General features: G+C 62.5%; 17 protein-coding genes. 13 read left to right on the top strand and 4 right to left on the bottom strand.

Annotation, left to right across the window (positions count from 1 at the left end; genetic code table 11):
• Window positions 1–66: 66 nt before the first annotated feature.
• The 5 genes from cysD (at window position 67) to AC0L2R_RS09955 (ending at window position 4,502) form a co-directional block, all read left to right on the top strand.
• A complete protein-coding gene (cysD, locus tag AC0L2R_RS09975; protein ID WP_473508662.1) occupies window positions 67–972 on the top strand; it encodes a sulfate adenylyltransferase subunit CysD in 906 nt (301 codons plus the stop codon).
• Window positions 973–974: 2 nt separating this feature from the next.
• Entirely contained in the window at window positions 975–2,912 is a 1,938-nt protein-coding gene (gene cysN, locus AC0L2R_RS09970) for a sulfate adenylyltransferase subunit CysN (RefSeq protein ID WP_473508661.1), read from the top strand.
• Window positions 2,913–2,922: 10 nt separating this feature from the next.
• Complete coding sequence (gene cysQ, locus AC0L2R_RS09965) at window positions 2,923–3,738, top strand: 3'(2'),5'-bisphosphate nucleotidase CysQ (RefSeq protein ID WP_473491839.1); 816 nt, start codon at window positions 2,923–2,925, stop codon at window positions 3,736–3,738.
• Between the two features lie 96 nt (window positions 3,739–3,834).
• Window positions 3,835–4,074 carry a type II toxin-antitoxin system VapB family antitoxin gene (locus tag AC0L2R_RS09960; RefSeq protein ID WP_473491668.1) on the top strand — a complete coding sequence of 80 codons (240 nt, stop codon included), beginning with the start codon at window positions 3,835–3,837 and terminating at the stop codon, window positions 4,072–4,074.
• Entirely contained in the window at window positions 4,074–4,502 is a 429-nt protein-coding gene (locus tag AC0L2R_RS09955) for a type II toxin-antitoxin system VapC family toxin (RefSeq protein WP_473508660.1), read from the top strand. The genes AC0L2R_RS09960 and AC0L2R_RS09955 overlap by 1 nt, the downstream gene beginning before the upstream one ends.
• A gap of 50 nt (window positions 4,503–4,552) precedes the next feature.
• On the opposite strand, the gene AC0L2R_RS09950 is transcribed toward AC0L2R_RS09955, so the two are convergent.
• The 4 genes from AC0L2R_RS09950 to AC0L2R_RS09935 all read right to left on the bottom strand — a co-directional run bounded on the left by AC0L2R_RS09950 (window position 4,553) and on the right by AC0L2R_RS09935 (window position 8,547).
• Window positions 4,553–5,695: a DegT/DnrJ/EryC1/StrS family aminotransferase gene (locus AC0L2R_RS09950; RefSeq protein ID WP_473508659.1), complete on the bottom strand. Its 1,143-nt coding sequence runs from the start codon at window positions 5,693–5,695 to the stop codon at window positions 4,553–4,555.
• A 255-nt stretch (window positions 5,696–5,950) separates the two neighbouring features.
• Window positions 5,951–6,874 carry a carbohydrate kinase family protein gene (locus AC0L2R_RS09945; protein WP_473508658.1) on the bottom strand — a complete coding sequence of 308 codons (924 nt, stop codon included), beginning with the start codon at window positions 6,872–6,874 and terminating at the stop codon, window positions 5,951–5,953.
• A complete protein-coding gene (locus AC0L2R_RS09940) occupies window positions 6,871–7,317 on the bottom strand; it encodes an RbsD/FucU family protein (protein ID WP_473508657.1) in 447 nt (148 codons plus the stop codon). The genes AC0L2R_RS09945 and AC0L2R_RS09940 overlap by 4 nt, the downstream gene beginning before the upstream one ends.
• A 3-nt stretch (window positions 7,318–7,320) precedes the next feature.
• On the bottom strand, window positions 7,321–8,547 hold the full coding sequence (locus tag AC0L2R_RS09935; RefSeq protein ID WP_473508656.1) for an ROK family transcriptional regulator: 1,227 nt from the start codon (window positions 8,545–8,547) through the stop codon (window positions 7,321–7,323).
• A 268-nt stretch (window positions 8,548–8,815) separates the two neighbouring features.
• Between AC0L2R_RS09935 and AC0L2R_RS09930 the strand changes: the two genes are divergently transcribed.
• The 8 genes from AC0L2R_RS09930 (at window position 8,816) to AC0L2R_RS09895 (ending at window position 21,258) form a co-directional block, all read left to right on the top strand.
• The gene (locus AC0L2R_RS09930; RefSeq protein WP_473508943.1) at window positions 8,816–9,793 is read left to right on the top strand and encodes a substrate-binding domain-containing protein; all 978 of its coding nucleotides are present in this window, start codon (window positions 8,816–8,818) and stop codon (window positions 9,791–9,793) included.
• Window positions 9,794–9,951: 158 nt separating this feature from the next.
• Window positions 9,952–11,016 (top strand): ABC transporter permease, encoded by a 1,065-nt coding sequence (locus tag AC0L2R_RS09925; RefSeq protein WP_023802795.1) that lies wholly within the window; start codon window positions 9,952–9,954, stop codon window positions 11,014–11,016.
• A gap of 2 nt (window positions 11,017–11,018) precedes the next feature.
• A complete protein-coding gene (locus tag AC0L2R_RS09920) occupies window positions 11,019–11,801 on the top strand; it encodes an ATP-binding cassette domain-containing protein (protein WP_023802796.1) in 783 nt (260 codons plus the stop codon).
• 342 nt (window positions 11,802–12,143) lie between these two features.
• Window positions 12,144–14,606: a glycogen/starch/alpha-glucan phosphorylase gene (locus AC0L2R_RS09915; protein WP_473508655.1), complete on the top strand. Its 2,463-nt coding sequence runs from the start codon at window positions 12,144–12,146 to the stop codon at window positions 14,604–14,606.
• 58 nt (window positions 14,607–14,664) lie between these two features.
• The gene (glgB, locus tag AC0L2R_RS09910; RefSeq protein ID WP_473508654.1) at window positions 14,665–16,878 is read left to right on the top strand and encodes a 1,4-alpha-glucan branching protein GlgB; all 2,214 of its coding nucleotides are present in this window, start codon (window positions 14,665–14,667) and stop codon (window positions 16,876–16,878) included.
• A gap of 36 nt (window positions 16,879–16,914) precedes the next feature.
• Window positions 16,915–18,183: a glucose-1-phosphate adenylyltransferase gene (glgC, locus tag AC0L2R_RS09905; protein ID WP_077381220.1), complete on the top strand. Its 1,269-nt coding sequence runs from the start codon at window positions 16,915–16,917 to the stop codon at window positions 18,181–18,183.
• The gene (glgA, locus tag AC0L2R_RS09900; protein WP_473508653.1) at window positions 18,184–19,626 is read left to right on the top strand and encodes a glycogen synthase GlgA; all 1,443 of its coding nucleotides are present in this window, start codon (window positions 18,184–18,186) and stop codon (window positions 19,624–19,626) included.
• 3 nt (window positions 19,627–19,629) lie between these two features.
• The gene (locus tag AC0L2R_RS09895; protein ID WP_473508652.1) at window positions 19,630–21,258 is read left to right on the top strand and encodes an alpha-D-glucose phosphate-specific phosphoglucomutase; all 1,629 of its coding nucleotides are present in this window, start codon (window positions 19,630–19,632) and stop codon (window positions 21,256–21,258) included.
• Window positions 21,259–21,293: the final 35 nt, after the last annotated feature.

The following is a 21,293-nucleotide window of genomic DNA, read 5'->3' as shown; positions in this document are numbered from 1 at the left end:
CGCTGAAAAATTGCGCCTGATGCATCGATGCAAGATCCGGCCGGCACGAGAGAACGCTTAAAGTCCATGAACATCGCGCTTACGCATCTGCAGCGGCTTGAAGCCGAATCCATCCATATCTTTCGCGAGGTTGCGGCGACCTTCGCCAAGCCGGTCATGCTCTATTCGGTCGGCAAGGATTCCTCGGTGCTGATGCATCTTGCGATGAAGGCGTTTTATCCGGCCAAGCCGCCCTTTCCCTTTCTCCACGTCGACACGACCTGGAAATTCCGCGAGATGATCGCCTTTCGCGATCAGATGGCGCAAAAGCTCGGCTTCGATCTCCTGGTCCATGTCAACGGCGATGGTGTGCGCAATAATATCAATCCCTTCGACCATGGCTCCAACACCCATACGCATGTGATGAAGACCGTGGCGCTGCGCCAGGCGCTCGACAAATACGGCTTCGATGCAGCCTTCGGCGGGGCGCGACGCGACGAGGAGAAATCGCGCGCCAAGGAGCGGATCTTCTCTTTCCGCAATGCCCAGCACGTCTGGGATCCGAAGAACCAGCGGCCGGAGATGTGGAAGATATTCAACACCCGCATCGCGACCGGTGAATCGATCCGGGTCTTTCCGTTGTCGAACTGGACCGAACTCGACATCTGGCAGTACATTCTCCAGGAAGACATCCCGATCGTGCCGCTCTATTTCGCCAAGCAGCGGCCGGTCGTCGAACGTGACGGCATGCTCATTCTGAGGGATGACGAACGCATGCAGTTGCGTCCCGGCGAGACGGTGGAGAACCGGCTGGTGCGATTCCGCACGCTCGGCTGCTATCCGCTGACCGGTGCGATCGAATCGGCCGCCGACACGCTGGAGGCCATTGTCGGCGAAATGCTTACGGCGCGCACCTCCGAACGGCAGGGCCGCCTGATCGACCGTGATGAAGCCGGCTCGATGGAAAAGAAAAAGCGCGAGGGGTATTTCTGAGCATGCGCCACATCACGGCCGAGAGCCTCGCCCCCACCGACGGCATTCGCGACTATCTGGCGGTGCAAGAACAAAAATCGCTGCTGCGCTTCCTGACCTGCGGTTCCGTGGACGACGGCAAGTCGACGTTGATCGGGCGCCTGCTTTCGGACACCAAGCAGATTTTCGAGGACCAGCTTGCCGCGCTCGAGCGTGATTCGCGCAAGCACGGGACGACGGGCGACGACGTCGATTTCGCGCTGCTGGTCGATGGCCTCGAGGCCGAGCGCGAGCAGGGCATCACCATCGATGTCGCCTATCGCTTTTTCGCCACGCCAAAGCGCAAGTTCATCGTTGCCGACACACCCGGCCACGAACAATACACCCGCAACATGGCGACGGGCGCGTCGACCGCCGATCTGGCCATCGTCCTGATCGACGCCCGGCAGGGCGTGCTGCGCCAGACAAGGCGCCACTCGATCATCGCCTCGCTGCTTGGCATCCGGCACATCGTGCTCGCCGTCAACAAGATCGATCTCGTCGGCTTCGACAAGGTGGTGTTCGAACGGATTGTCGCAGACTACGCGCAGTTCTCACGTGAACTCGGTTTCCAGTCGATCGTGTCCATTCCGATGTCGGCCCGCTATGGCGACAACGTTACGGGCCGTTCCGATAAAACAGAATGGTATTCCGGCCCGACGCTGATCGAACATCTGGAAACCGTGTCAGTCGATGAAGCCGTTGTCGAACTGCCGTTCCGTTTTCCGGTGCAGTATGTGAACCGCCCCAATCTCGATTTCCGCGGTTTTGCCGGCACGATCGCCTCCGGCTCGGTCGCACCGGGCGACGAGGTCGTTGTCGCCAAATCCGGCAAGTCCGCTCATGTCAGGCGGATCGTCTCGCATGGCGGCGATCTGAGCCAGGCGGTGGCGGGCCAGGCCATCACCCTTGTTCTCGACGACGAGGTCGAGGTCTCGCGCGGTAACATGCTGGTGTCGCCGGCGGCGCGGCCGCAGGTCGCCGACCAGTTCGCCGCCAACATCGTCTGGTTCGACGAGCACGCGCTGCTGCCGGGCCGCTCCTATATCCTGCGGACCGAGACCGATCAGACCAGCGCCACCGTCACCGACCTGAAATACCGCGTCAACGTCAACGATTTTGCCCATGAGGCGGCCAAGTCGCTGGAAATGAACGAGGTCGGCATTTGCAACATCTCGACGCGGGCACCGATCGCCTTCGATATTTTCGCCGAGAACCGCACGACCGGCGCCTTCATCCTGATCGACCGCATCACCAACGCCACGGTCGGCGCCGGCATGATCCTGCATTCGCTGCGCCGCGCCGAGAACATCCACTGGCAATCGCTCGATGTCGGCAAGCACGGCCGCGCCGATCTGAAGAACCAGCGGCCCGCAGTGTTCTGGTTCACCGGGCTCTCTGGCTCGGGCAAGTCGACCATCGCCAACCTTTTCGAGAAGAAGCTGTTCGCCACCGGCCGCCACACCTACATTTTGGATGGCGACAATGTCCGCCACGGGCTCAATCGCGATCTTGGCTTCACTGACGCCGATCGCGTCGAAAACATTCGCCGGGTGGCCGAAGTGGCGCGCCTGATGGCCGATGCCGGGCTGATCGTCATTGTTTCCTTCATTTCGCCATTCAGCGCCGAGCGGCGCATGGCCAGGGAATTGATGGCCAGCGGTGAATTCGTAGAGGTGTTTGTCGACACACCCTTTGAGGAATGCGCCAGACGCGATCCGAAGGGCCTCTATGCGCGGGCGTTGAATGGCGAAATCAAGAATTTCACCGGCGTCGATTCACCGTATGAAGCCCCGGAAAATCCCGAAATCCATCTCAAGACACTCGGCAAGTCGGCCGAGGAGATGGTAGAGGCCCTGGAACTCTGGCTGAACGAGCGCGACATTGCCGAAAACCAATACGATAGCGGCGGCGGCATCTGACGACGAAGCGATGCTCGGGGTGTTCGAGCGCCTTGCCCTGGCGGCGGGGCGAGAGGTGATGCGTGTTTTTGATGCCGGCTGCGCGGTCGATCAGAAATCAGACGCCTCGCCGGTGACCGAAGCCGATCGCGAGAGCGAAAAGATCATTCTCGCCGGGCTGCGCGCCGCCTTCCCCGATATCCCTTGCGTGGCTGAGGAAGAGGCATCGGCCGGCATCGTGCCGCCCGACCTCGATGATGCCTTCTTCCTGGTGGACCCACTCGACGGCACCAAGGAATTCGTCAACCGCAGGACCGACTTCACCGTCAACATCGCGCTCGTTCGCCACGGCGTGCCGGAGATCGGTGTGGTCTTTGCGCCATGCACCGGACGCTTCTTTTCCGGCCGGCCGGGCAGGGCGGAAGCAATCGATGTCAATGGCGATTACCAGATCATCGGCCGTCGGCCGATTTCGGCCAGAACGGGCGTGGCGCCACTGACCGTCGTCGCCAGCCGGTCCCACAATACGCCCGAGACCGAGGCCTATATCCGCACGGTGGGCGCTGCCGAGATCGTCTCGGTCGGCTCGTCGCTGAAATTCTGTCTTGTCGCCAGCGCCGAGGCCGACGTCTATCCGCGCTTCGGCCGCACCATGGAATGGGACACCGCGGCGGGTGACGCGGTGCTGCGCGCCGCAGGCGGGATGACGCGCTCGCTCGATGGTCAGCCGCTGGCCTACGGCAAGCGCAACCAGAGCGATGACGTGGATTTTGCCAATCCGCATTTCATCGCCAGCGGGAAGAGCGCGGGCCAACCTGACGCCGTGCGAGCGCGTCCTCGAAATTGACGGAAGCGCTCCCACAAAACCTTATGCTCTCCTGATGGACGGTTGCCATCGCGTGTTGGCGTTTTTATATTTACGTCTACACGGGGAAATTGGCTAATGCCGCTCAACATTCGCAGTGAAGAGGTAAACGTGCTTGCCGAAAAACTGGCAGCACGCACGCGCTTGAACAAGACGGCTGCCGTGAAGCTGGCCCTGGAGAACGAATTGCGCCGCGCCGAAGAGGCGATCCCACTGTGGGAGCGGCTGAAGCCTTTGCGCGCGAAGATTGCGGCCTATCCGGACACCGGCCTTGCGGCGGACAGGGCGTTTTTCGATGACCTCAGCGGCGACTACTGATGTTCGTCGAGGCGTCTGCAATCATCGCCATTATGACGGAAGAGCCTGAGGCCGAGAACCTAGCGGCCGCGCTGGATGCCGCACGCTCTCCACGGCCGATCACATCAGTCGTGGCTGCATGGGAGGCGACAGTTGGGCTGTTTCGCAAAAAGCGCATTCCCATGGCAGAAGCTGAAGCGCGCGTGCAGGAGTTCCTTGAAGCGGCCGGGGTCCAGCTTATGGCGATATCGAGCCGTGAGTTGACCGTCGCGCTGCAAGCCTTCGATCGCTATGGACGGCACCGCTATCCGGACGCTGAACGGAATAGTGCGCTCAATCTTGCCGACTGCTTCCATTATGCCACGGCGAAATCCTACCAGGCGCCGATCCTGACCATCGATGCGGGATTTGCGCTTACCGATGTCACGACTGTGGGTATCAAAACCTGATATTTACGCGGGAGCGCTACCGGCTAGATCGTAGTCGTGCGCGTGAGACTCTACGCGGCGGCGATTTGCGCCGAATTCGAGCCGATATAATTGCGGATCGTCTCGATGATCCGGTCCTGGTCGGCTTCGCTCAGATAGGGATGCATGGGCAGGCACAGGATACGCTTCGGCAGCTCCTCAGAAACGGCAAGACCTGTCGGCGTGCGCGGATAGTCGCGGTAGGCGATCTGGCTGTGCAGCGGCTTCACATAATAGATCACCGACGGGATATTTTTTTCCCCGAGATGCGCCTTCAGCCCGTCGCGCTTCGGCGTCTCGATGGCATATTGCGCCCAGGCCGAACGGCCGCCGTCCAGGTTGCGCGCTGCCTTGACGATGTCGCCGAGGCCTTCGGCATACCGTTTGGCGACCGCTTGCCGGGCAACCATTTCGTCTTCAAGAATGGCCAGCTTCTCGACCAGGATCGCCGCCTGCAGAGTGTCGAGCCGCGAATTGATGCCGACGCGGACATTGTCATATTGGGTTTCGCCTTTGCCGTGGAAGGCGAACGAGCGAAGTTGCTCGGCCAGCGCATCGTCATTGGTGAACATCGCGCCGCCGTCGCCATAGCAGCCGAGCGGTTTTGCCGGGTAGAAGCTGGTCGAGCCGACCGCGCCGAACGAACCCAGCATCTTGCCGTCGCTCGAGCCGCCGATCGCCTGGGCGGCATCTTCGATCACCATCAGCCCTTCGCGGTTGGCGATGGCTATGATCGCCTCGTAATCGGCGGCGAGCCCGAACAGGTCGACGGGGATGATCGCCCTTGGCCTCAGCCGGCCTTCCGCCTTGATCATGGCGATGGCCGCTTCGAGGCTGGCGATGTCGATATTGTAGGTCTGCGGATCGACATCGATGAAAACCGGCTCGGCCTTGGCCAGCGCCACCACTTCCGCCGTGGCGGCAAAGGTGAAGCTCGGCACGAACACCGCGTCACCTGGACCGATGCCGGCCGCAAACAGCGGCAGCAGCAGCGCGTCGGTCCCGTTGGCGCAGGCTACGACATGCTTGGTGCCGACATAGGCAGCGAGCTTGTTTTCGAATTCGGTGACCTCAGGTCCGAGAATGTAGCGACCCTCGTCGACGACGCGGTCGATGGCGGCTTTCAGCCTGTCGCGGATTCGTTCGCGCTGCGCGCCTAGATCGATGAACTGCATGTCGGCCTCAAAACGGGGACTAGCCAGATAACCGGCCGCTGGTATCAGACTTGGCGCGGCCGAGAAAGCTGCACGGACCAAACCACAATTGCTCAAATGTCGCAGCCTGTTACCTCTCAGTCCGACAGGTCCGCATCAGACGCCGGAAATCCGGGGCTTTGTAGCGCGCGACACGGCCTTCGTGTCGCACGCGCTCGGCTGGGCGAAACATAAAGTGATCGACGTCCTGCGCATCCTCAGCGCATCGCCGTCCAATCAGGCGATTTCATGCCGCCAGGGCGGATTGGCGCCGGCCCGCGACACGGTTACCGCCGCAGCCTTGGCGCCGAGCGCCAGCGCCTTGTGGATGGCGTCGTCCGACAGGTTGGCGATCGCCTCCTTTGACAGCAGGCCTTGCTCGTGCAGCGAGGCCAGGATGCCGGCGTTGAACGTGTCGCCGGCGCCGACCGTATCGACCACCTCGACCTTGTCCGGCACGACCGTGACCTTGTGATCCCTGGTGTAGCCGATGGCGCCTTCGCTGCCATGGGTGACGACGATCAGCATCGGGCCGCGCTCCAGCCAGTTGCGGACGACGTCCTCGTGCGAGCCGGCTTCGCCGAACCAGTTGAGGTCCTCGTCCGACAGTTTCACGATGTCGGCCATGGCCATCATCGAGCGGATGCGCCTGAGATGCTTGGCCTTGTCCGCTATGAAATTCGGCCGGATGTTGGGGTCGAGCATGATGACGCGGCGGCTGTGCTCGCGCCGCATGAATTCCTCGTAGGCGGATCCGGCCGGCTCCGAGATCAGGCTGATGGCGCCGAACAGCATGGCTTCGATCTCGCTGCCGAGTTTCGGCAGATCGTCGATGGTCAGCATCCGTCCGGCTGTGTTTTCATCGTAGAATGTGTAGGTCGCCTGGCCGTTGTCCAGCCGCACGAAGGCGAGCGTGGTCGGCCGGGGCGATGTGTGCGCATAGGTGGAACTGACTTGGCTTGCGTCAAGCGCGTCCTTGAACTGGCTGCCGAACAGATCCGTCGACAGGCCGGAAAAGAAACCGGCGGGCGCTCCCAGCCGGCCGAGCGCTATTGCCGTGTTGAACACCGCGCCGCCGACATAAGGGGCAAAGGCCGGCTCGCCCTCAGTCGTGGTGCGTGGCAGCATGTCGATCAGGGCTTCGCCGCAACAGAGGATCATGATTTCCTGGTCCCCGGCGGATAGATCACACCCTTGCGGATGATGATGTTGGCGTAGAGCCGCGGCTCGCTTGTCGCGACGATCGCGTGTGCGGACCTGACCCGTTGATAGAAGTCGGCGCCGGCGAGCGCAACCACCTTGCGGCCCGGAGCACGCTCGGCGCAGATCGCCTCCATCTCGTGATGAACGGGATCGGCAAGCAGGGGATCACCTTTGACCGAGGCGCGAAACAGCGCCTCCGGCACCGCGTCATCGACAGGCAATACGCTGAGGATGGCGTCGAGCATCGGAGCAAGATGATGACCGTCGGCGCGGATGAGCCGGTGTGCCTGCTCCTTCGCCGGGTAGTTTCCGTCGACAAGGGCGATCTCGTCGCCATGACCCATGGCACGCAGCGTCGCCAGCAGCTGTGGACCGAGCAGCACCGGGATTCCGATCAGCATCGCTCAGGCACTCCTGGAAATCGTGGTCGAGCCGATGAGGAAGCGCTCGGAAAGCGGCAGGCTGGCACCGCCCAGGGCACGTGCATGAATGCCGACAGTCCCCTCGCGCACGGCCGGAAGCTTCAGGCCTTCACCGTCGATCTTGCCGATAGCATCGATAACGGCATCGACGAGCCGGCGCCGCACGGCCTTCGGCATCCATCCGTCGACCACCGCCGCCTCGAAATCGATAACCGATGACGCCGCCACAATGGCATAGGCGAGCGCCTGCGAGGCGCAAACGATCCAATCGTCGAGCTCGACGCCGATTTCGCCCCAATCCTCCGGTGACGTCCACAGATGTGAGGCTTCGACGCCGCGCGCGTTGAGTGCCTTTTCCAGCATGGCGATCGACGCCACGCCGATCAATTGGGTCGGCTTGCCGTCCGGTCCAGGCACAGGCATCGAACCCAGCGCGCCGGCATTGCCGGTCGGTCCGCCGAAAAGGTGACCGTTCAGCACGATGCCGCCGCCGGCGAAGGCACCGATATAGAAATAGACGAAGTCGCGTGCCGTGCCCGCTTTGCCGAACACCAGTTCGGCGCCGCAGGCAGAGGTGGCGTCATTTTGCAGGTAGACGGGGAATTCGCACTGTGCCTGGATGTCGGCGCGGATGTCTCGGTGGCGCCATTCGTCCATGACGTCGCGCGGCGCACCTGCCGTATCGGCCCAGCTCCACAATTCGAACGGCATGGCAATGCCAAGTCCGGCAATGCGCTTGTCCTGCGCCGGGGTGAGTTCGCCGCGCATCGTCTTCATGCCGGAGGTGACGAACTCGACCGTCTCGCGCGGTGCCGGATAGCGGTAGGAATGCTGCAGCATCGAACGCACATTGCCGAGAAAATCGATCAGCACGAGTTCGGCGCTACGACGGCCGATCTTCAGGCCGATGAAATAGGCGCCATCGGGATTGAGCGCCATCGGAATGGAAGGTTGGCCGATCTTGCCGCGCAGCGGCGCCTGGCGGACAAGAAGGTTGTCCTCCTCGAGCTCGCGCATGATGACCGAAACGGTCTGGGCCGAAAGTCCGGTCATGCGCGCAATGTCGGACTTCGCCAGGCTGCCGTGCTGACGCACCAGCGACAGCACCAGCCGCTCATTGTGGTCCCGCATGCCGCTCTGGTTGGTGCCGCGGTGAATGCGGCTTTTGGCTGCCTCGGGCGAACCGTGCCTTGGTATGCCGGTCTCCACCCCTTCTCCTCCCGTCGTTTCCCTTAATGCTTTTGGCCAGAATGAGTGACCGACGCCACGCTGTCAATAATAAATAAGAGTGATTTAATTATTGACAGGACCCTCAGTCTGGTATTCTCTTGGGGCAAGCGTCCACGCTGGGAGAAGTCGCTGGATGCTCATGCGATGCCGGTTGGCCGGCATCCGAACTGGTCCCACTGGGAGGAAAATCGTGACCAAGACAGCACTGCTAAGATCCACCGTTTTTGCCGCGGCCGGACTGGGTCTGATGGCATTCACCTCGGCTGCGTCCGCCGCCGATGTCGGCGCCTGCCTGATCACCAAGACCGACACCAACCCGTTCTTCGTCAAGATGAAGGAAGGCGCGAGCGCCAAGGCCAAGGAACTCGGCGTCGAACTCAAAGCCTACGCCGGCAAGATCGATGGCGACAGCGAGAGCCAGGTGGCGGCGATCGAAAGCTGCATCGCCGACGGCGCCAAGGGCATCCTGATCACCGCGTCGGATACCAAGGGCATCGTCCCGGCGGTGAAGAAGGCACGTGACGCCGGCCTGCTGGTGATCGCGCTGGACACGCCGCTTGATCCGCTCGACGCCGCCGACGCGACCTTTGCGACCGACAATCTGGAGGCCGGCAAGCTGATTGGTGCCTGGGCCGCAGCGACGCTCGGCGACAAGGCGAAGGATGCCAGGATCGGCTTCCTCGACCTGACGCCCTCGCAGCCGACGGTCGACGTCCTGCGCGACCAGGGCTTCATGATGGGCTACGGTATCGACGTGAAGGACTCCAACAAGATCGGCGATGAGGATGATCCGCGTATCGTCGGCCACGACGTCACCAACGGCAACGAGGAAGGCGGCCGCAAGGCGATGGAGAACCTCCTCCAGAAGGATCCTGGCATCAACGTCATCCACACCATCAACGAGCCGGCAGCCGTCGGCGCCTACCAGGCGCTCAAGGCCGTGGGTCTCGAAGGCAATGTGCTGATCGTGTCGGTCGATGGCGGCTGCCCCGGCGTGAAGTCGGTCGCCGAGGGCGTGATCGGTGCGACCTCACAGCAATATCCGCTGCAGATGGCGGCACTCGGCATCGAAGCGATCGCCGCTTACGCCAAGGACGGGACGAAGCCCAAGCCGACCGAAGGCAAGGATTTCTTCGACACCGGCGTCAACCTCGTGACCGACAAGCCCGCGGAGGGCGTGAAGTCCATCGACACCAAGGAGGGCCTCGCCAAGTGCTGGGGCTGATGCCGGTCTGACAGGCAACAGACCGAAGCGGCCAGGGGCTTGATCCCCGGCCGCTTCGGGTGGACGATGCGGAAATCGCAAGCGCGAACAATTCCGGCGGCAGATCGGGAACGGTTGGACGGGCGTCGGCGCGTAGCTGGAGCCTCATGGGAGGAAACATGTCTCAGGTTCAGGAATTCGAAAAGGCTCTCGCGAACAGCGAGACAAGCGTTGCTGCTTTTGACGAGCATGGCACGTCGCTCGTCAAGCGCATCCAGCATTTCCTGCATTCCACTCCGGCTGCGGTGCCGCTGATCGTGCTGGTCCTGTCGATCGCTGTCTTTGGCGTCACGATCGGAGGACGGTTCTTTTCGTCCTACACGCTGACGCTGATCCTGCAGCAGATCGCCATCGTCGGTATTCTCGGCGCCGCGCAGACGCTGGTCATCCTGACAGCCGGCATCGACCTGTCAATCGGCGTGATCATGGTGATTTCGGCCGTGATCATGGGCAATTGCGCGGTCACCTATGGCCTGCCGACCTTGCTTGCCGTGGTGATCGGGCTTGCCGCCGGCGCGGCCTGCGGGCTGCTCAACGGGCTGCTGGTCGCCTACATGAAGCTGCCGCCCTTCATCGTCACGCTCGGCACCTGGAACATCGTCATGGCCACGAACTTCATCTATTCGGCCAATGAGACGATCCGTGACGCCGACGTCGACGTCCAAGCCCCGCTGCTGCATCTGTTTGGCCTGAACTTCAAGGTCGGCACGGCGGTGCTGACGTTCGGCGTCATTGCCATGGTCGTGCTGGTGCTGTTCTTGTGGTACGTGCTCAATCACACGGCATGGGGCCGTCATGTCTACGCTGTCGGCGACGATCCGGAGGCAGCGAAGCTGTCGGGCATCCAGACCAAGAAGGTGCTGATCTCGGTCTACACGCTTGCCGGGCTGATCGCCGCTTTCGCTGCCTGGGTCTCCATCGGCCGCAACGGCTCGATCTCGCCGTCCGCTGCCGTCACCGACTACAATTTGCAGGCGATCACCGCGACGGTGATCGGCGGCATTTCCCTCTTCGGCGGGCGCGGCTCTATTCTGGGCACGCTGTTCGGCGCGATGATCGTCGGCGTCGTTTCGATGGGCCTCAACATGCTGGGCGCCGATCCGCAATGGAAAGTGCTGCTCACCGGTGTGCTGATCATCGGCGCCGTGGCGATCGACCAGTGGATCAGAAAGGTTTCGGTGTAACCATGACCCAGGAGCCCATCCTCACCGCGCGCGGCCTCGTCAAGCGCTACGGCCGCGTCACCGCACTGAACAGCTGCGACTTCGATCTCTATCCGGGAGAGATCCTGGCCGTGATCGGCGACAATGGAGCCGGCAAGTCGACGCTGATCAAGGCGATCTCGGGCGCCGTTGTCCCGGACGAGGGGATCATCGAGTTGGACGGCAAGCAGGTGCTCTTCAAGTCGCCCATCGAAGCCCGCGAAGCCGGCATCGAAACCGTCTACCAGAACCTGGCGCTGTCGCCGGCGCTGTCGATCGCCGACAACATGTTCCTCGGTCGCGAGATCCGCAAACCGGGTTTTCTGGGCGACTGGCTGCGCATGCTCGACCGCCCGGCAATGGAAAAGCGCGCCCGCGACAAGCTCACCGAACTTGGCCTGATGACCATCCAGAACATCAGCCAGGCCGTGGAGACGCTCTCGGGCGGCCAACGCCAGGGCGTGGCGGTGGCGCGCGCCGCCGCCTTCGGCTCGAAGATGGTCATCATGGATGAGCCGACGGCGGCGTTAGGCGTCAAGGAGAGCCGCCGCGTGCTCGAACTGATCCTCGACGTGAAGAAGCGCGGCCTGCCGATCGTGCTGATCTCCCACAACATGCCGCATGTCTTCGAGGTGGCCGACCGCATTCACATCCATCGGCTGGGCCGTCGCCTCTGTGTCATCGATCCCAAGCAATATACGATGTCGGACGCCGTCGCCTTCATGACCGGAGCGAAGCTTCCGCCGGAGGCGGCACTGGCGGCCTGATCCATGTCGCCCAAAAGCATGCCCTCGGGCGCGAACCGAGGGTGCGCTGCGGTTTTGGGATGACGACTTGCATCGAACAAGAAATGCATGTCGCCCAAAAGCATGCCCTCGGGCGCGAACCGAGGGTGCACAGCGGTTTTGGGACGATATGCACATAACTAAGACTCTAAGATGCGTCGCAGACGCCGCCCAAACGCGACGCACTTCAAGTTGCTAAAACTGCCGCTGGGTAAGCTTCCCCGCGGCAATCTAACTCGATTGAACGCATAACAATATGCGCTAGCATGGGCTGGGAGGAATGGTGAAAGCCGGTATGATCATGGCAACCGCACGAGAGGCAGCATGACGCGCGCGATGACATCCAAAACTCCCATTCTCGAAAACTCCGATCCCAAGGCGCTTGCCGACGAAGTCTTGAAGGCCCTCAAATACAGGCTCGGCAAGGGGACCAGTGTCGCGACGCAATACGACTGGCTCACCGCCTCGATAAAGGTCGTGCGCGACCATATCGTCGATCATTGGATGCAGGCAACGCAAGAGGCCTACGCCCATCAGGAAAAGCGCGTCTATTACCTGTCACTGGAATTCCTCATCGGTCGCCTGATGCGCGACGCCTTCTCCAATCTCGGCCTGATGGACAATATGCGCGAAGCGCTGCGGTCTCTCGGCGTCGACCTCGACCTCATCGCGGCCCTCGAACCAGATGCAGCGCTTGGCAATGGCGGTCTCGGCCGGCTCGCCGCCTGCTTCATGGAAAGCATGGCAACCGTCGACATTCCCGCGCATGGCTATGGCATTCGCTACGCCAATGGCATGTTCCGGCAGGAAATCCATGGCGGCTGGCAGGTTGAGCTGCCCGAGACCTGGCTCGATCACGGCAACCCCTGGGAGTTCGAGCGGCGCGAACGCTCATTCGAGGTCGGTTTCGGCGGCTCGGTGGAATCGATCACCTCGAAGGACGGCAGGCTTGAGCGCCACGTCTGGAAGCCGATCGAACATGTTCTGGCGGTTGCCTACGATACGCCGGTGGTTGGCTGGCGGGCCAACCGCGTCAACACGCTGCGGCTCTGGTCCGGCATGCCGATCGATCCGATCCTGCTCGACAAGTTCAACGCCGGCGACCACATCGGTGCGCTCGCCGAAAGCAACAAGGCCGATGCCTTGTCGCGCGTCCTTTACCCTGCCGATTCCCACAAGGCCGGTCAGGAGCTGCGCCTCAGGCAAGAGTATTTCTTTTCCACCGCATCGTTGCAGGATATCATTCAGCGTCATCTCAGCCAGTATGGCGACCTGCAGTCGCTGCCCGACAAGGCGGCGATCCATCTGAACGACACCCATCCGGCCATCGCCGTGCCCGAGCTGATGCGCCTGTTGATGGATGTCCACGGCATGGATTTCGATCAGGCCTGGAGCATCACCAAGCGCACTTTCGGCTACACCAACCACACACTGCTTCCAGAGGCGCTCGAAAGCTGGCCGGTGCCGCTGTTCGAGCGGCTGTTGCCGCGCCATATGCAGATCGTCTACGCCATCAACGCCGAAGTGCTGTTGGAGGCGCGCGCCTCCGATCAGTTTTCTGACGAGCAGATCAGCCAGATCTCGCTGATACAGGAAAACGGCGAGCGCCGGGTGCGCATGGGCAATCTGGCGTTTGTCGGCTCGCACTCGATCAACGGCGTCTCTGCCCTTCACACCGAGCTGATGAAGGAAACGGTGTTTGCCGAGCTCCACCGACTCTACCCCGACCGCATCAACAACAAGACCAACGGCATCACGCCGCGGCGCTGGCTGATCCAGTGCAATCCCGGTCTCACCGCGCTCACCCGCGAGGCGATCGGCGACCGCTTCCTCGACAATATAGACGCGATCAAGGAGCTCGATGCCTTTGCCGACGACGCCGCCTTCCGCGACAAGTTCGCGGCAGTCAAGCGGGCGAACAAGGCCAAGCTCGCCAATCTCGTCGCCGACCGCCTCGGCATCAGGATCGATCCCTCGGCGCTGTTCGACATCCAGATCAAGCGCATCCACGAATACAAACGCCAGCTCCTGAACATCCTCGAAACAGTCGCGCTCTACGACCAGATCCGCTCCCATCCCGAGCGCAACTGGATCCCACGCGTCAAGTTCTTCGGCGGCAAGGCGGCGCCCAGCTATCACAATGCCAAGCTGATCATCAAACTCGCCAACGACGTCGCCAAAGTCATCAACCGCGACCCCGCCGTTCGCGGCTTGCTCAAAGTGGTGTTCGTGCCGAACTACAATGTCAGCCTGGCCGAGATCATGATGCCGGCCGCCGATCTTTCGGAGCAGATATCGACCGCCGGGATGGAAGCCTCCGGCACCGGCAACATGAAATTTGCGCTGAACGGTGCGCTGACCATCGGCACGCTCGACGGCGCCAATGTCGAGATCAAGGAATGCGTCGGCGACGACAACATCTTCATTTTCGGCCTGACCACCGAAGAGGTCGCCGAGCGGCGCAGCAACGGCTACGATCCGCGATCGGTGATCGAAGCCTCTCCCGAACTGGCGCAGGCCGTGGCTGCCGTTTCGACGGGCGTCTTTTCGCCTGACGATCCGGAACGCTATCGCGACCTGATGAACGGCCTCTATCAGAGCGACTGGTTCATGGTCGCCGCGGATTTCGATGCCTACGCCTCAACCCAGCGCGATGTCGACGCCGTCTGGCGCGACAGCCCGGATTGGTACGCCAGGGCAATTCGCAATGTCGCCCGCGTCGGCTGGTTCTCGTCCGATCGCACGATCCGCCAATATGCGAAAGAAATCTGGAACGTGCCCGTTTGATATGATTGCATGAGGCCACGAACAACGTGGTCCGGGTGCCGGGGAGGGTCACTGCCTGATGAGGAAGCCGCGCGCGACCGCTGCGACAAGCGGGCCGGATGGACTGGCGTCAGCCGGTGATGTCGCGGCAATTGTCGCCGGCACGCATGGTGATCCTTTCGCTGTCCTCGGTGTGCACGAGGTCGACAAGGGCTTTGTCGCCCGCTGCTTCGTCCCTCATGCCGAGTTCGTCACTGCCTATACGCTGACCGGCAAGAATGCCGGCGAACTCTCCAGGCGCGACGAAGGCGGCTTCTTCGAGGGCAGCCTGTCGCTCAGAAAGCGTCAGCCGCTGCGCTATCACGCGCGCAATGCCGGCGGTGACTGGTGGCTGACCGATCCCTATTCGTTCGGTCCGGTACTGGGTCCGCTGGACGACTATTACATCGCCGAAGGTTCGCACCTCAGGCTGTTCGACAAGCTCGGGGCGCATCTCATCGATCACGAGGGTGCATCCGGCGTGCATTTCGCCGTCTGGGCGCCCAATGCAAGGCGCGTTTCGGTGGTCGGCGACTTCAACGAATGGGACGGCCGCAGGCATACGATGCGCGTCCGCCGCGACACCGGCATCTGGGAGTTGTTCATCCCCGACATCGGCGCCGGACGGCCATACAAATACGAGATCATCGGGCCCGATGGCGTGAGGCTGCCGCTGAAGGCCGATCCGTTCGCTTTCAAGTCCGAACTGCGACCGGCCACCGCTTCGGTGACGGCGCTTCCGCCGGCGCATCAATGGGGTGACGAGGCGCACCGCGATTTCTGGCGCAACGCCGACGCCCGCCGCGAGGCGGTGTCGATCTATGAGGTCCATGCCGGCTCCTGGCAGCTTCACGACGACGGCAGCTTCCTGTCATGGGACGAGCTTGCCGATCGGCTGATCCCGTATGTCGTCGACACGGGTTTCACCCATATCGAATTCATGCCGATCTCCGAACATCCCTATGATCCGTCCTGGGGCTATCAGACGACGGGCCTCTACGCGCCGTCGGCCCGCTTCGGCGATCCGGACGGTTTTGCCCGGTTCGTCGACGGCGCCCACCGCGCCGGCATCGGCGTCATCCTGGACTGGGTGCCGGCGCATTTTCCGGTGGACGCGCATGGCCTGGCCAATTTCGACGGCACCGCGCTCTATGAGCATGCCGACCCGCGCAAGGGCTTCCATCCCGACTGGAACACCGCGATCTACAATTTCGGCCGGCGCGAGGTGGTCTCGTTCCTGGTCAACAATGCGCTGTTCTGGGCCGAAAAATACCATGTCGACGGTTTGCGCGTCGATGCCGTCGCCTCGATGCTCTACCTCGACTATTCGCGCAAGGCCGGCGAATGGATTCCCAACGAAAAAGGCGGGCGCGAAAACCTCGAGGCGGTCAGCTTCCTCCAGAGGATGAACAAGGAAGTCTATGGTCATCATCCGGGTGTGATGACGATCGCCGAGGAATCGACCTCATGGCCAAAAGTTTCGCAGCCGGTACATGAGGGCGGGCTGGGTTTCGGCTTCAAGTGGAACATGGGCTTCATGCACGACACGCTGGAGTATTTCTCCAAAGAGCCGATTTTCCGCAAGCATCACCACGGCGACATCACCTTCGGTCTGGTCTACGCCTTCTCAGAGAATTTCGTGCTGCCGCTCTCCCATGACGAGGTCGTGCACGGCAAGGGGACGCTGCTTGGCAAGATGGCCGGCGACGACTGGCAGAAATTCGCGACGCTGCGCGCCTACTACGCCTTTATGTGGGGCTACCCCGGCAAGAAGCTGTTGTTCATGGGGCAGGAATTCGCCCAGCGCCGCGAGTGGAGCGAGGCGCGCGCACTCGACTGGAACCTGCTCGATTTCCAGGCCCACCGCGGCGTCTGGCAGACGGTGCGCGATCTCAACTATCTCTACCGCTCACGGCCGGCGTTGCATGCGCGCGATTGCGAACCGGAGGGCTTTTCCTGGCTGATCGTCGACGACAGCGCCAACTCGGTCTTTGCCTGGCTGCGCAGCGCGCCGGGCGGAAACCCGGTCGCCGTCATCTCCAATTTTACGCCGGTGCCGCGCGACAATTACCGCGTGCCGTTGCCAATGGCTGGAAGATGGCGCGAGATCATCAACACGGACGCCTCCGACTATGGCGGTTCCGGCAAGGGCAATGACGGTGCCGTCGAGGCTCGGAAGGAAGCAGGAGGCATCTCGGCGACGATGCTGTTGCCGCCGCTGTCGACGATCATGCTCGAATTTGCTCCGGACTAGGCGATGTCTCGCAGCGCGTAACTTGGGAGGATAAGAATGGCAGAGATAAAACGGACCCAGCCGCTGGCGCGCGATGCCATGGCCTATGTTCTGGCCGGCGGCCGTGGCAGCCGCCTCAAGGAATTGACCGACCGGCGCGCCAAACCGGCGGTCTATTTCGGCGGCAAGACGCGCATCATCGATTTTGCGCTCTCCAATGCGCTCAATTCCGGTATTCGCCGCCTCGGCGTGGCCACCCAGTATAAGGCGCACTCGCTGATCCGCCACCTGCAGCGCGGCTGGAACTTCCTGCGGCCCGAGCGCAACGAGAGCTTCGACATCCTGCCGGCCAGTCAGCGCGTATCGGAAACGCAATGGTATGAGGGCACGGCCGATGCCGTCTACCAGAACATCGACATCATCGAGGCCTACGGGCCCGAATACATGGTCATCCTGGCCGGCGATCACGTCTACAAGATGGACTATGAGCTGATGCTTCGCCAGCATGTCGACGCCGGCGCCGACGTCACCGTCGGCTGCCTCGAAGTGCCGCGCATGGAGGCGACCGGCTTCGGCGTCATGCATGTCGACAAGAAGGACACCATCATCTCCTTCATCGAGAAGCCCGCCGATCCGCCCGGCATTCCCGACAAGCCGGATTTTGCCCTGGCCTCGATGGGCATCTACGTGTTCAAGACCAAGTTCCTGATGGAGCAACTGCGCCGCGACGCGGCCGAACCGGGCTCAAGCCGTGACTTCGGCAAGGACATCATCCCCTATGTCGTCGAGCACGGCAAGGCAATCGCCCATCGCTTCGCCAAATCCTGCGTGCGCTCGACCGCCGAGAACGAAGCCTACTGGCGCGATGTCGGGACCGTCGACGCCTATTGGGAAGCCAATATCGACCTCACCGACATCACGCCGGAGCTCGACCTCTACGACCGCGACTGGCCGATCTGGACCTATGCCGAGCTGAAGCCGCCGGCAAAGTTCGTGCATGACGAGGATGGTCGCCGTGGCTCAGCGGTATCCTCGCTGGTCTCGGGCGATTGCATCGTCTCAGGCGCGTCGCTGAAGCGAAGCCTGATCTTCACCGGCGCGCGCATCAACTCCTATTCGACGCTCGAGGACGTCGTCATGCTGCCCGACTGCCAGGTCGGCCGCAGCGCGAGATTGAAGCGCGTGGTGATCGATCATGGCGTCAGGATTCCCGAAGGGCTCGTGGTCGGCGAGGATCCCGTCCTCGACGCCAAGCGCTTCCGCGTTTCCGAAAAGGGCATCTGCCTCGTCACGCAGGCCATGATCGACAAACTGGGACTGTCGTGAATGCAGGTCCTGTCGGTCACGCCCGAAATATTCCCTCTGATCAAGACTGGCGGGCTTGCCGACGTGACCGGCGCGTTGCCCATCGCGCTCGCCGGCAAGGGCGTGGCGATGCGCACGCTTGTTCCCGGCTATCCCCAGATCATCGATGCCTTCAAGAAGAAAAAACCCGTTCACCACTATCCGCTGCTGCAAGGCGGCAAGGCTTCGGTCCATGCCGTCCAGATCGCCGGGCTCGACCTGTTCGTGCTCGACGCGCCGCATCTGTTCGATCGCCCCGGCGGCCCCTATGGCAATGCCACCGGCGCCGACTGGCCGGACAATTGGCGGCGTTTCGCGGCCCTGAGTCAGGTTGGCGGCGACATCGCCGGCGGCGCCGTCTCGGGTTACCAGCCTGACATCGTCCATGCCCATGACTGGCAATCGGCGATGACGCTGGCCTATATGCGCTACGGCAAGGCGGTCGGCACGCCGTCAATGATCACCGTCCACAATCTCGCTTTCCAGGGCCAGTTCGGCGCCGGCATCTTTGGCGAACTCGGCTTGCCGGCGGCGGCCATGGCGCTCGACGGCGTCGAATATTATGGCGGCGTCGGTTTCCTCAAGGCTGGCCTGCAGGCCGCCTGGGCCATCACCACAGTCAGCCCGACCTATGCGCAGGAGATCCGCTCGCCGGAATTCGGCATGGGGCTCGATGGCCTCATCAACATGCGGTCCGTCGATCTGTATGGCATCGTCAACGGCATCGACACCGAGATATGGAACCCTGAAACCGACAAGCATCTGGTCTCCAGCTACACGGCCAGGACGTTGAAGGCGCGGCACCCCAACCGGACCGCCGTCGAGGATCGTTTCAACCTTGACCGCGACGACAGTCCGATCGTCTGCGTGATCAGCCGGCTCACCTGGCAGAAGGGAATGGACATACTGGCAACGGTCGTCGACGGGATTGTTGCGAGGGGTGCCCGCCTGGCGATCCTGGGGTCCGGCGACGCCGGCCTCGAAGGCGCACTGCTGGCCGCCGCCGCCCGCCATCGCGGTCGCATCGGCGTCGTCGTCGGTTATGACGAGGCGCTTTCCCACACCATGCAGGGCGGCTGTGACGCAATCATCATCCCGTCGCGCTTCGAGCCTTGCGGACTGACGCAGCTTTACGGCCTGCGCTATGGCTGCGTGCCGGTCGTCGCCCGCACCGGCGGTCTTGCCGACACCGTCATCGACGCCAATGAAGCGGCGATTTCGGCAGGTGTGGCGACCGGCTTCCAGTTCGCACCCGCCGATGCCGGCGCCTTGCTGCACGCCATCCGCCGGCTGGTCGCGGCGCACGCCAACCCTGCGATCTGGACGTCGATGCAGCGGCAAGGCATGAAGGCGGATGTGTCGTGGGATAAAAGCGCAGAAAAATACCTCGAACTCTATCGCTTGCTGCTTTCGAAAAGGGCTTGACGCATGATACGCACCGTCGCCACCAAACCTTATCTCGACCAGAAGCCCGGCACATCCGGGCTGCGCAAGAAAGTGCCGGTGTTCCAGCAGGAGCACTATGCCGAGAACTTCATCCAGTCGATTTTCGATGCGCTGGACGGGTTCAAGGGCAAGACGCTGGTGATCGGCGGCGACGGCCGCTTTTACAACCGCGAGGTCATCCAAAAGGCCATCGCCATGGCGGCGGCAAACGGTTTCGGCAAGGTGATGGTCGGGCAGGGCGGCATCCTGTCGACGCCGGCCGCTTCCAACATCATTCGCAAATACAATACCTTCGGCGGCATCATCCTGTCGGCCAGCCACAATCCGGGCGGCCCGCACGAGGATTTCGGCATCAAATACAATGCCGGCAATGGCGGCCCGGCAGCGGAAAGGCTGACCGACGCGATCTTCGCCAAGACCAAGACGATTTCGAGCTTCAAGACCGCCGATATCGGCACGGTCGACCTCGACACGATCGGTACCGTCGAGGCGGGCGGCATGACCGTCGAGGTGATCGACCCGGTCGCCGACTATGCCGAGCTGATGGAAAATCTGTTCGATTTCGATGCGTTGCGTGAGCTGTTCAAGTCAGGCTTCCGCATGCGCTTCGACGCCATGCATGCCGTGACCGGTCCCTATGCCAAGGAGATCCTGGAAAACCGGCTCGGCGCGCCGAAAGGCACCGCCCGCAACTTCGTTCCCCTGCCGGATTTCGGCGGCCACCACCCAGACCCGAACCTGGTCCACGCAAAGCACCTCTATGACGAGATGATGGGACCGGATGCGCCGGATTTCGGCGCCGCTTCCGACGGCGACGGCGACCGCAACCTGATCATCGGGAAGGGCATTTTCGTCACCCCGTCGGATTCGGTGGCTATGCTCGCCGCCAATGCTCATCTGGCGCCGGGCTACAAGGCCGGCCTGAAAGGCATCGCCCGCTCGATGCCGACCAGCGGTGCAGCCGACCGCGTCGCCGAAAAGCTCGGCATCGGCATCTATGAAACGCCGACCGGCTGGAAATTCTTTGGCAATCTGCTCGATGCCGACATGGCGACGATCTGCGGCGAGGAAAGTGCCGGAACCGGCTCCAACCATGTGCGCGAAAAGGACGGGCTGTGGGCCGTGCTTTTGTGGCTCAATATCCTCGCTGCCCGCGGCGAAAGCGCCAAGCAGATCGTCACCGAGCACTGGGCCGCCTATGGCCGCAATTACTACTCACGCCATGACTACGAGGAGGTCGAGACCGACCGCGCCAATGCTCTGGTCGACGAATTGCGGGCCAGGCTCGCTTCGTTGCCCGGCACCAGCGTGCGCGGCATGAAGATCGCCAGCGCCGACGATTTCGCCTATCACGACCCGGTCGACGGCTCGATAGCCAGGAACCAGGGCATCAGGGTGCTGTTCGAAGGCGGATCGCGCGTCGTCTTCCGTCTCTCCGGCACCGGTACCTCGGGGGCGACGCTGCGCGTCTATATCGAGCGCTACGAGCCGGACAAGTCCAGGCACGATCTCGACACGCAGGAGGCGCTTGCCGACCTGATTGCGGCAGCCGATGATATTGCCGGGATACGCAGCCATACCGGCCGCGCCGAGCCGAGCGTGATTACGTGAGTTTGGTTGACAGCCGGCCGTCTGAGTTCGGCCTG

Source organism: Mesorhizobium sp. WSM4820, from assembly GCF_055811075.1.
The sequence above is the reverse complement of the archived record's forward strand: the minus strand, read 5'-3'. Positions and strand labels throughout refer to the sequence as shown.

Bases quoted from the DNA above. Each gene is read 5' to 3' on its own strand.
- cysD (WP_473508662.1), top strand. From the start codon at position 67: ATGAACATCGCGCTTACGCATCTGCAGCGGCTTGAAGCCGAATCCATC.
- cysN (WP_473508661.1), top strand. From the start codon at position 975: ATGCGCCACATCACGGCCGAGAGCCTCGCCCCCACCGACGGCATTCGC.
- cysQ (WP_473491839.1), top strand. From the start codon at position 2,923: ATGCTCGGGGTGTTCGAGCGCCTTGCCCTGGCGGCGGGGCGAGAGGTG.
- AC0L2R_RS09960 (WP_473491668.1), top strand. From the start codon at position 3,835: ATGCCGCTCAACATTCGCAGTGAAGAGGTAAACGTGCTTGCCGAAAAA.
- AC0L2R_RS09955 (WP_473508660.1), top strand. From the start codon at position 4,074: ATGTTCGTCGAGGCGTCTGCAATCATCGCCATTATGACGGAAGAGCCT.
- AC0L2R_RS09950 (WP_473508659.1), bottom strand. From the start codon at position 5,695: ATGCAGTTCATCGATCTAGGCGCGCAGCGCGAACGAATCCGCGACAGG.
- AC0L2R_RS09945 (WP_473508658.1), bottom strand. From the start codon at position 6,874: ATGATCCTCTGTTGCGGCGAAGCCCTGATCGACATGCTGCCACGCACC.
- AC0L2R_RS09940 (WP_473508657.1), bottom strand. From the start codon at position 7,317: ATGCTGATCGGAATCCCGGTGCTGCTCGGTCCACAGCTGCTGGCGACG.
- AC0L2R_RS09930 (WP_473508943.1), top strand. From the start codon at position 8,816: ATGGCATTCACCTCGGCTGCGTCCGCCGCCGATGTCGGCGCCTGCCTG.
- AC0L2R_RS09925 (WP_023802795.1), top strand. From the start codon at position 9,952: ATGTCTCAGGTTCAGGAATTCGAAAAGGCTCTCGCGAACAGCGAGACA.
- AC0L2R_RS09920 (WP_023802796.1), top strand. From the start codon at position 11,019: ATGACCCAGGAGCCCATCCTCACCGCGCGCGGCCTCGTCAAGCGCTAC.
- AC0L2R_RS09915 (WP_473508655.1), top strand. From the start codon at position 12,144: ATGACGCGCGCGATGACATCCAAAACTCCCATTCTCGAAAACTCCGAT.
- glgB (WP_473508654.1), top strand. From the start codon at position 14,665: ATGAGGAAGCCGCGCGCGACCGCTGCGACAAGCGGGCCGGATGGACTG.
- glgC (WP_077381220.1), top strand. From the start codon at position 16,915: ATGGCAGAGATAAAACGGACCCAGCCGCTGGCGCGCGATGCCATGGCC.
- glgA (WP_473508653.1), top strand. From the start codon at position 18,184: ATGCAGGTCCTGTCGGTCACGCCCGAAATATTCCCTCTGATCAAGACT.
- AC0L2R_RS09895 (WP_473508652.1), top strand. From the start codon at position 19,630: ATGATACGCACCGTCGCCACCAAACCTTATCTCGACCAGAAGCCCGGC.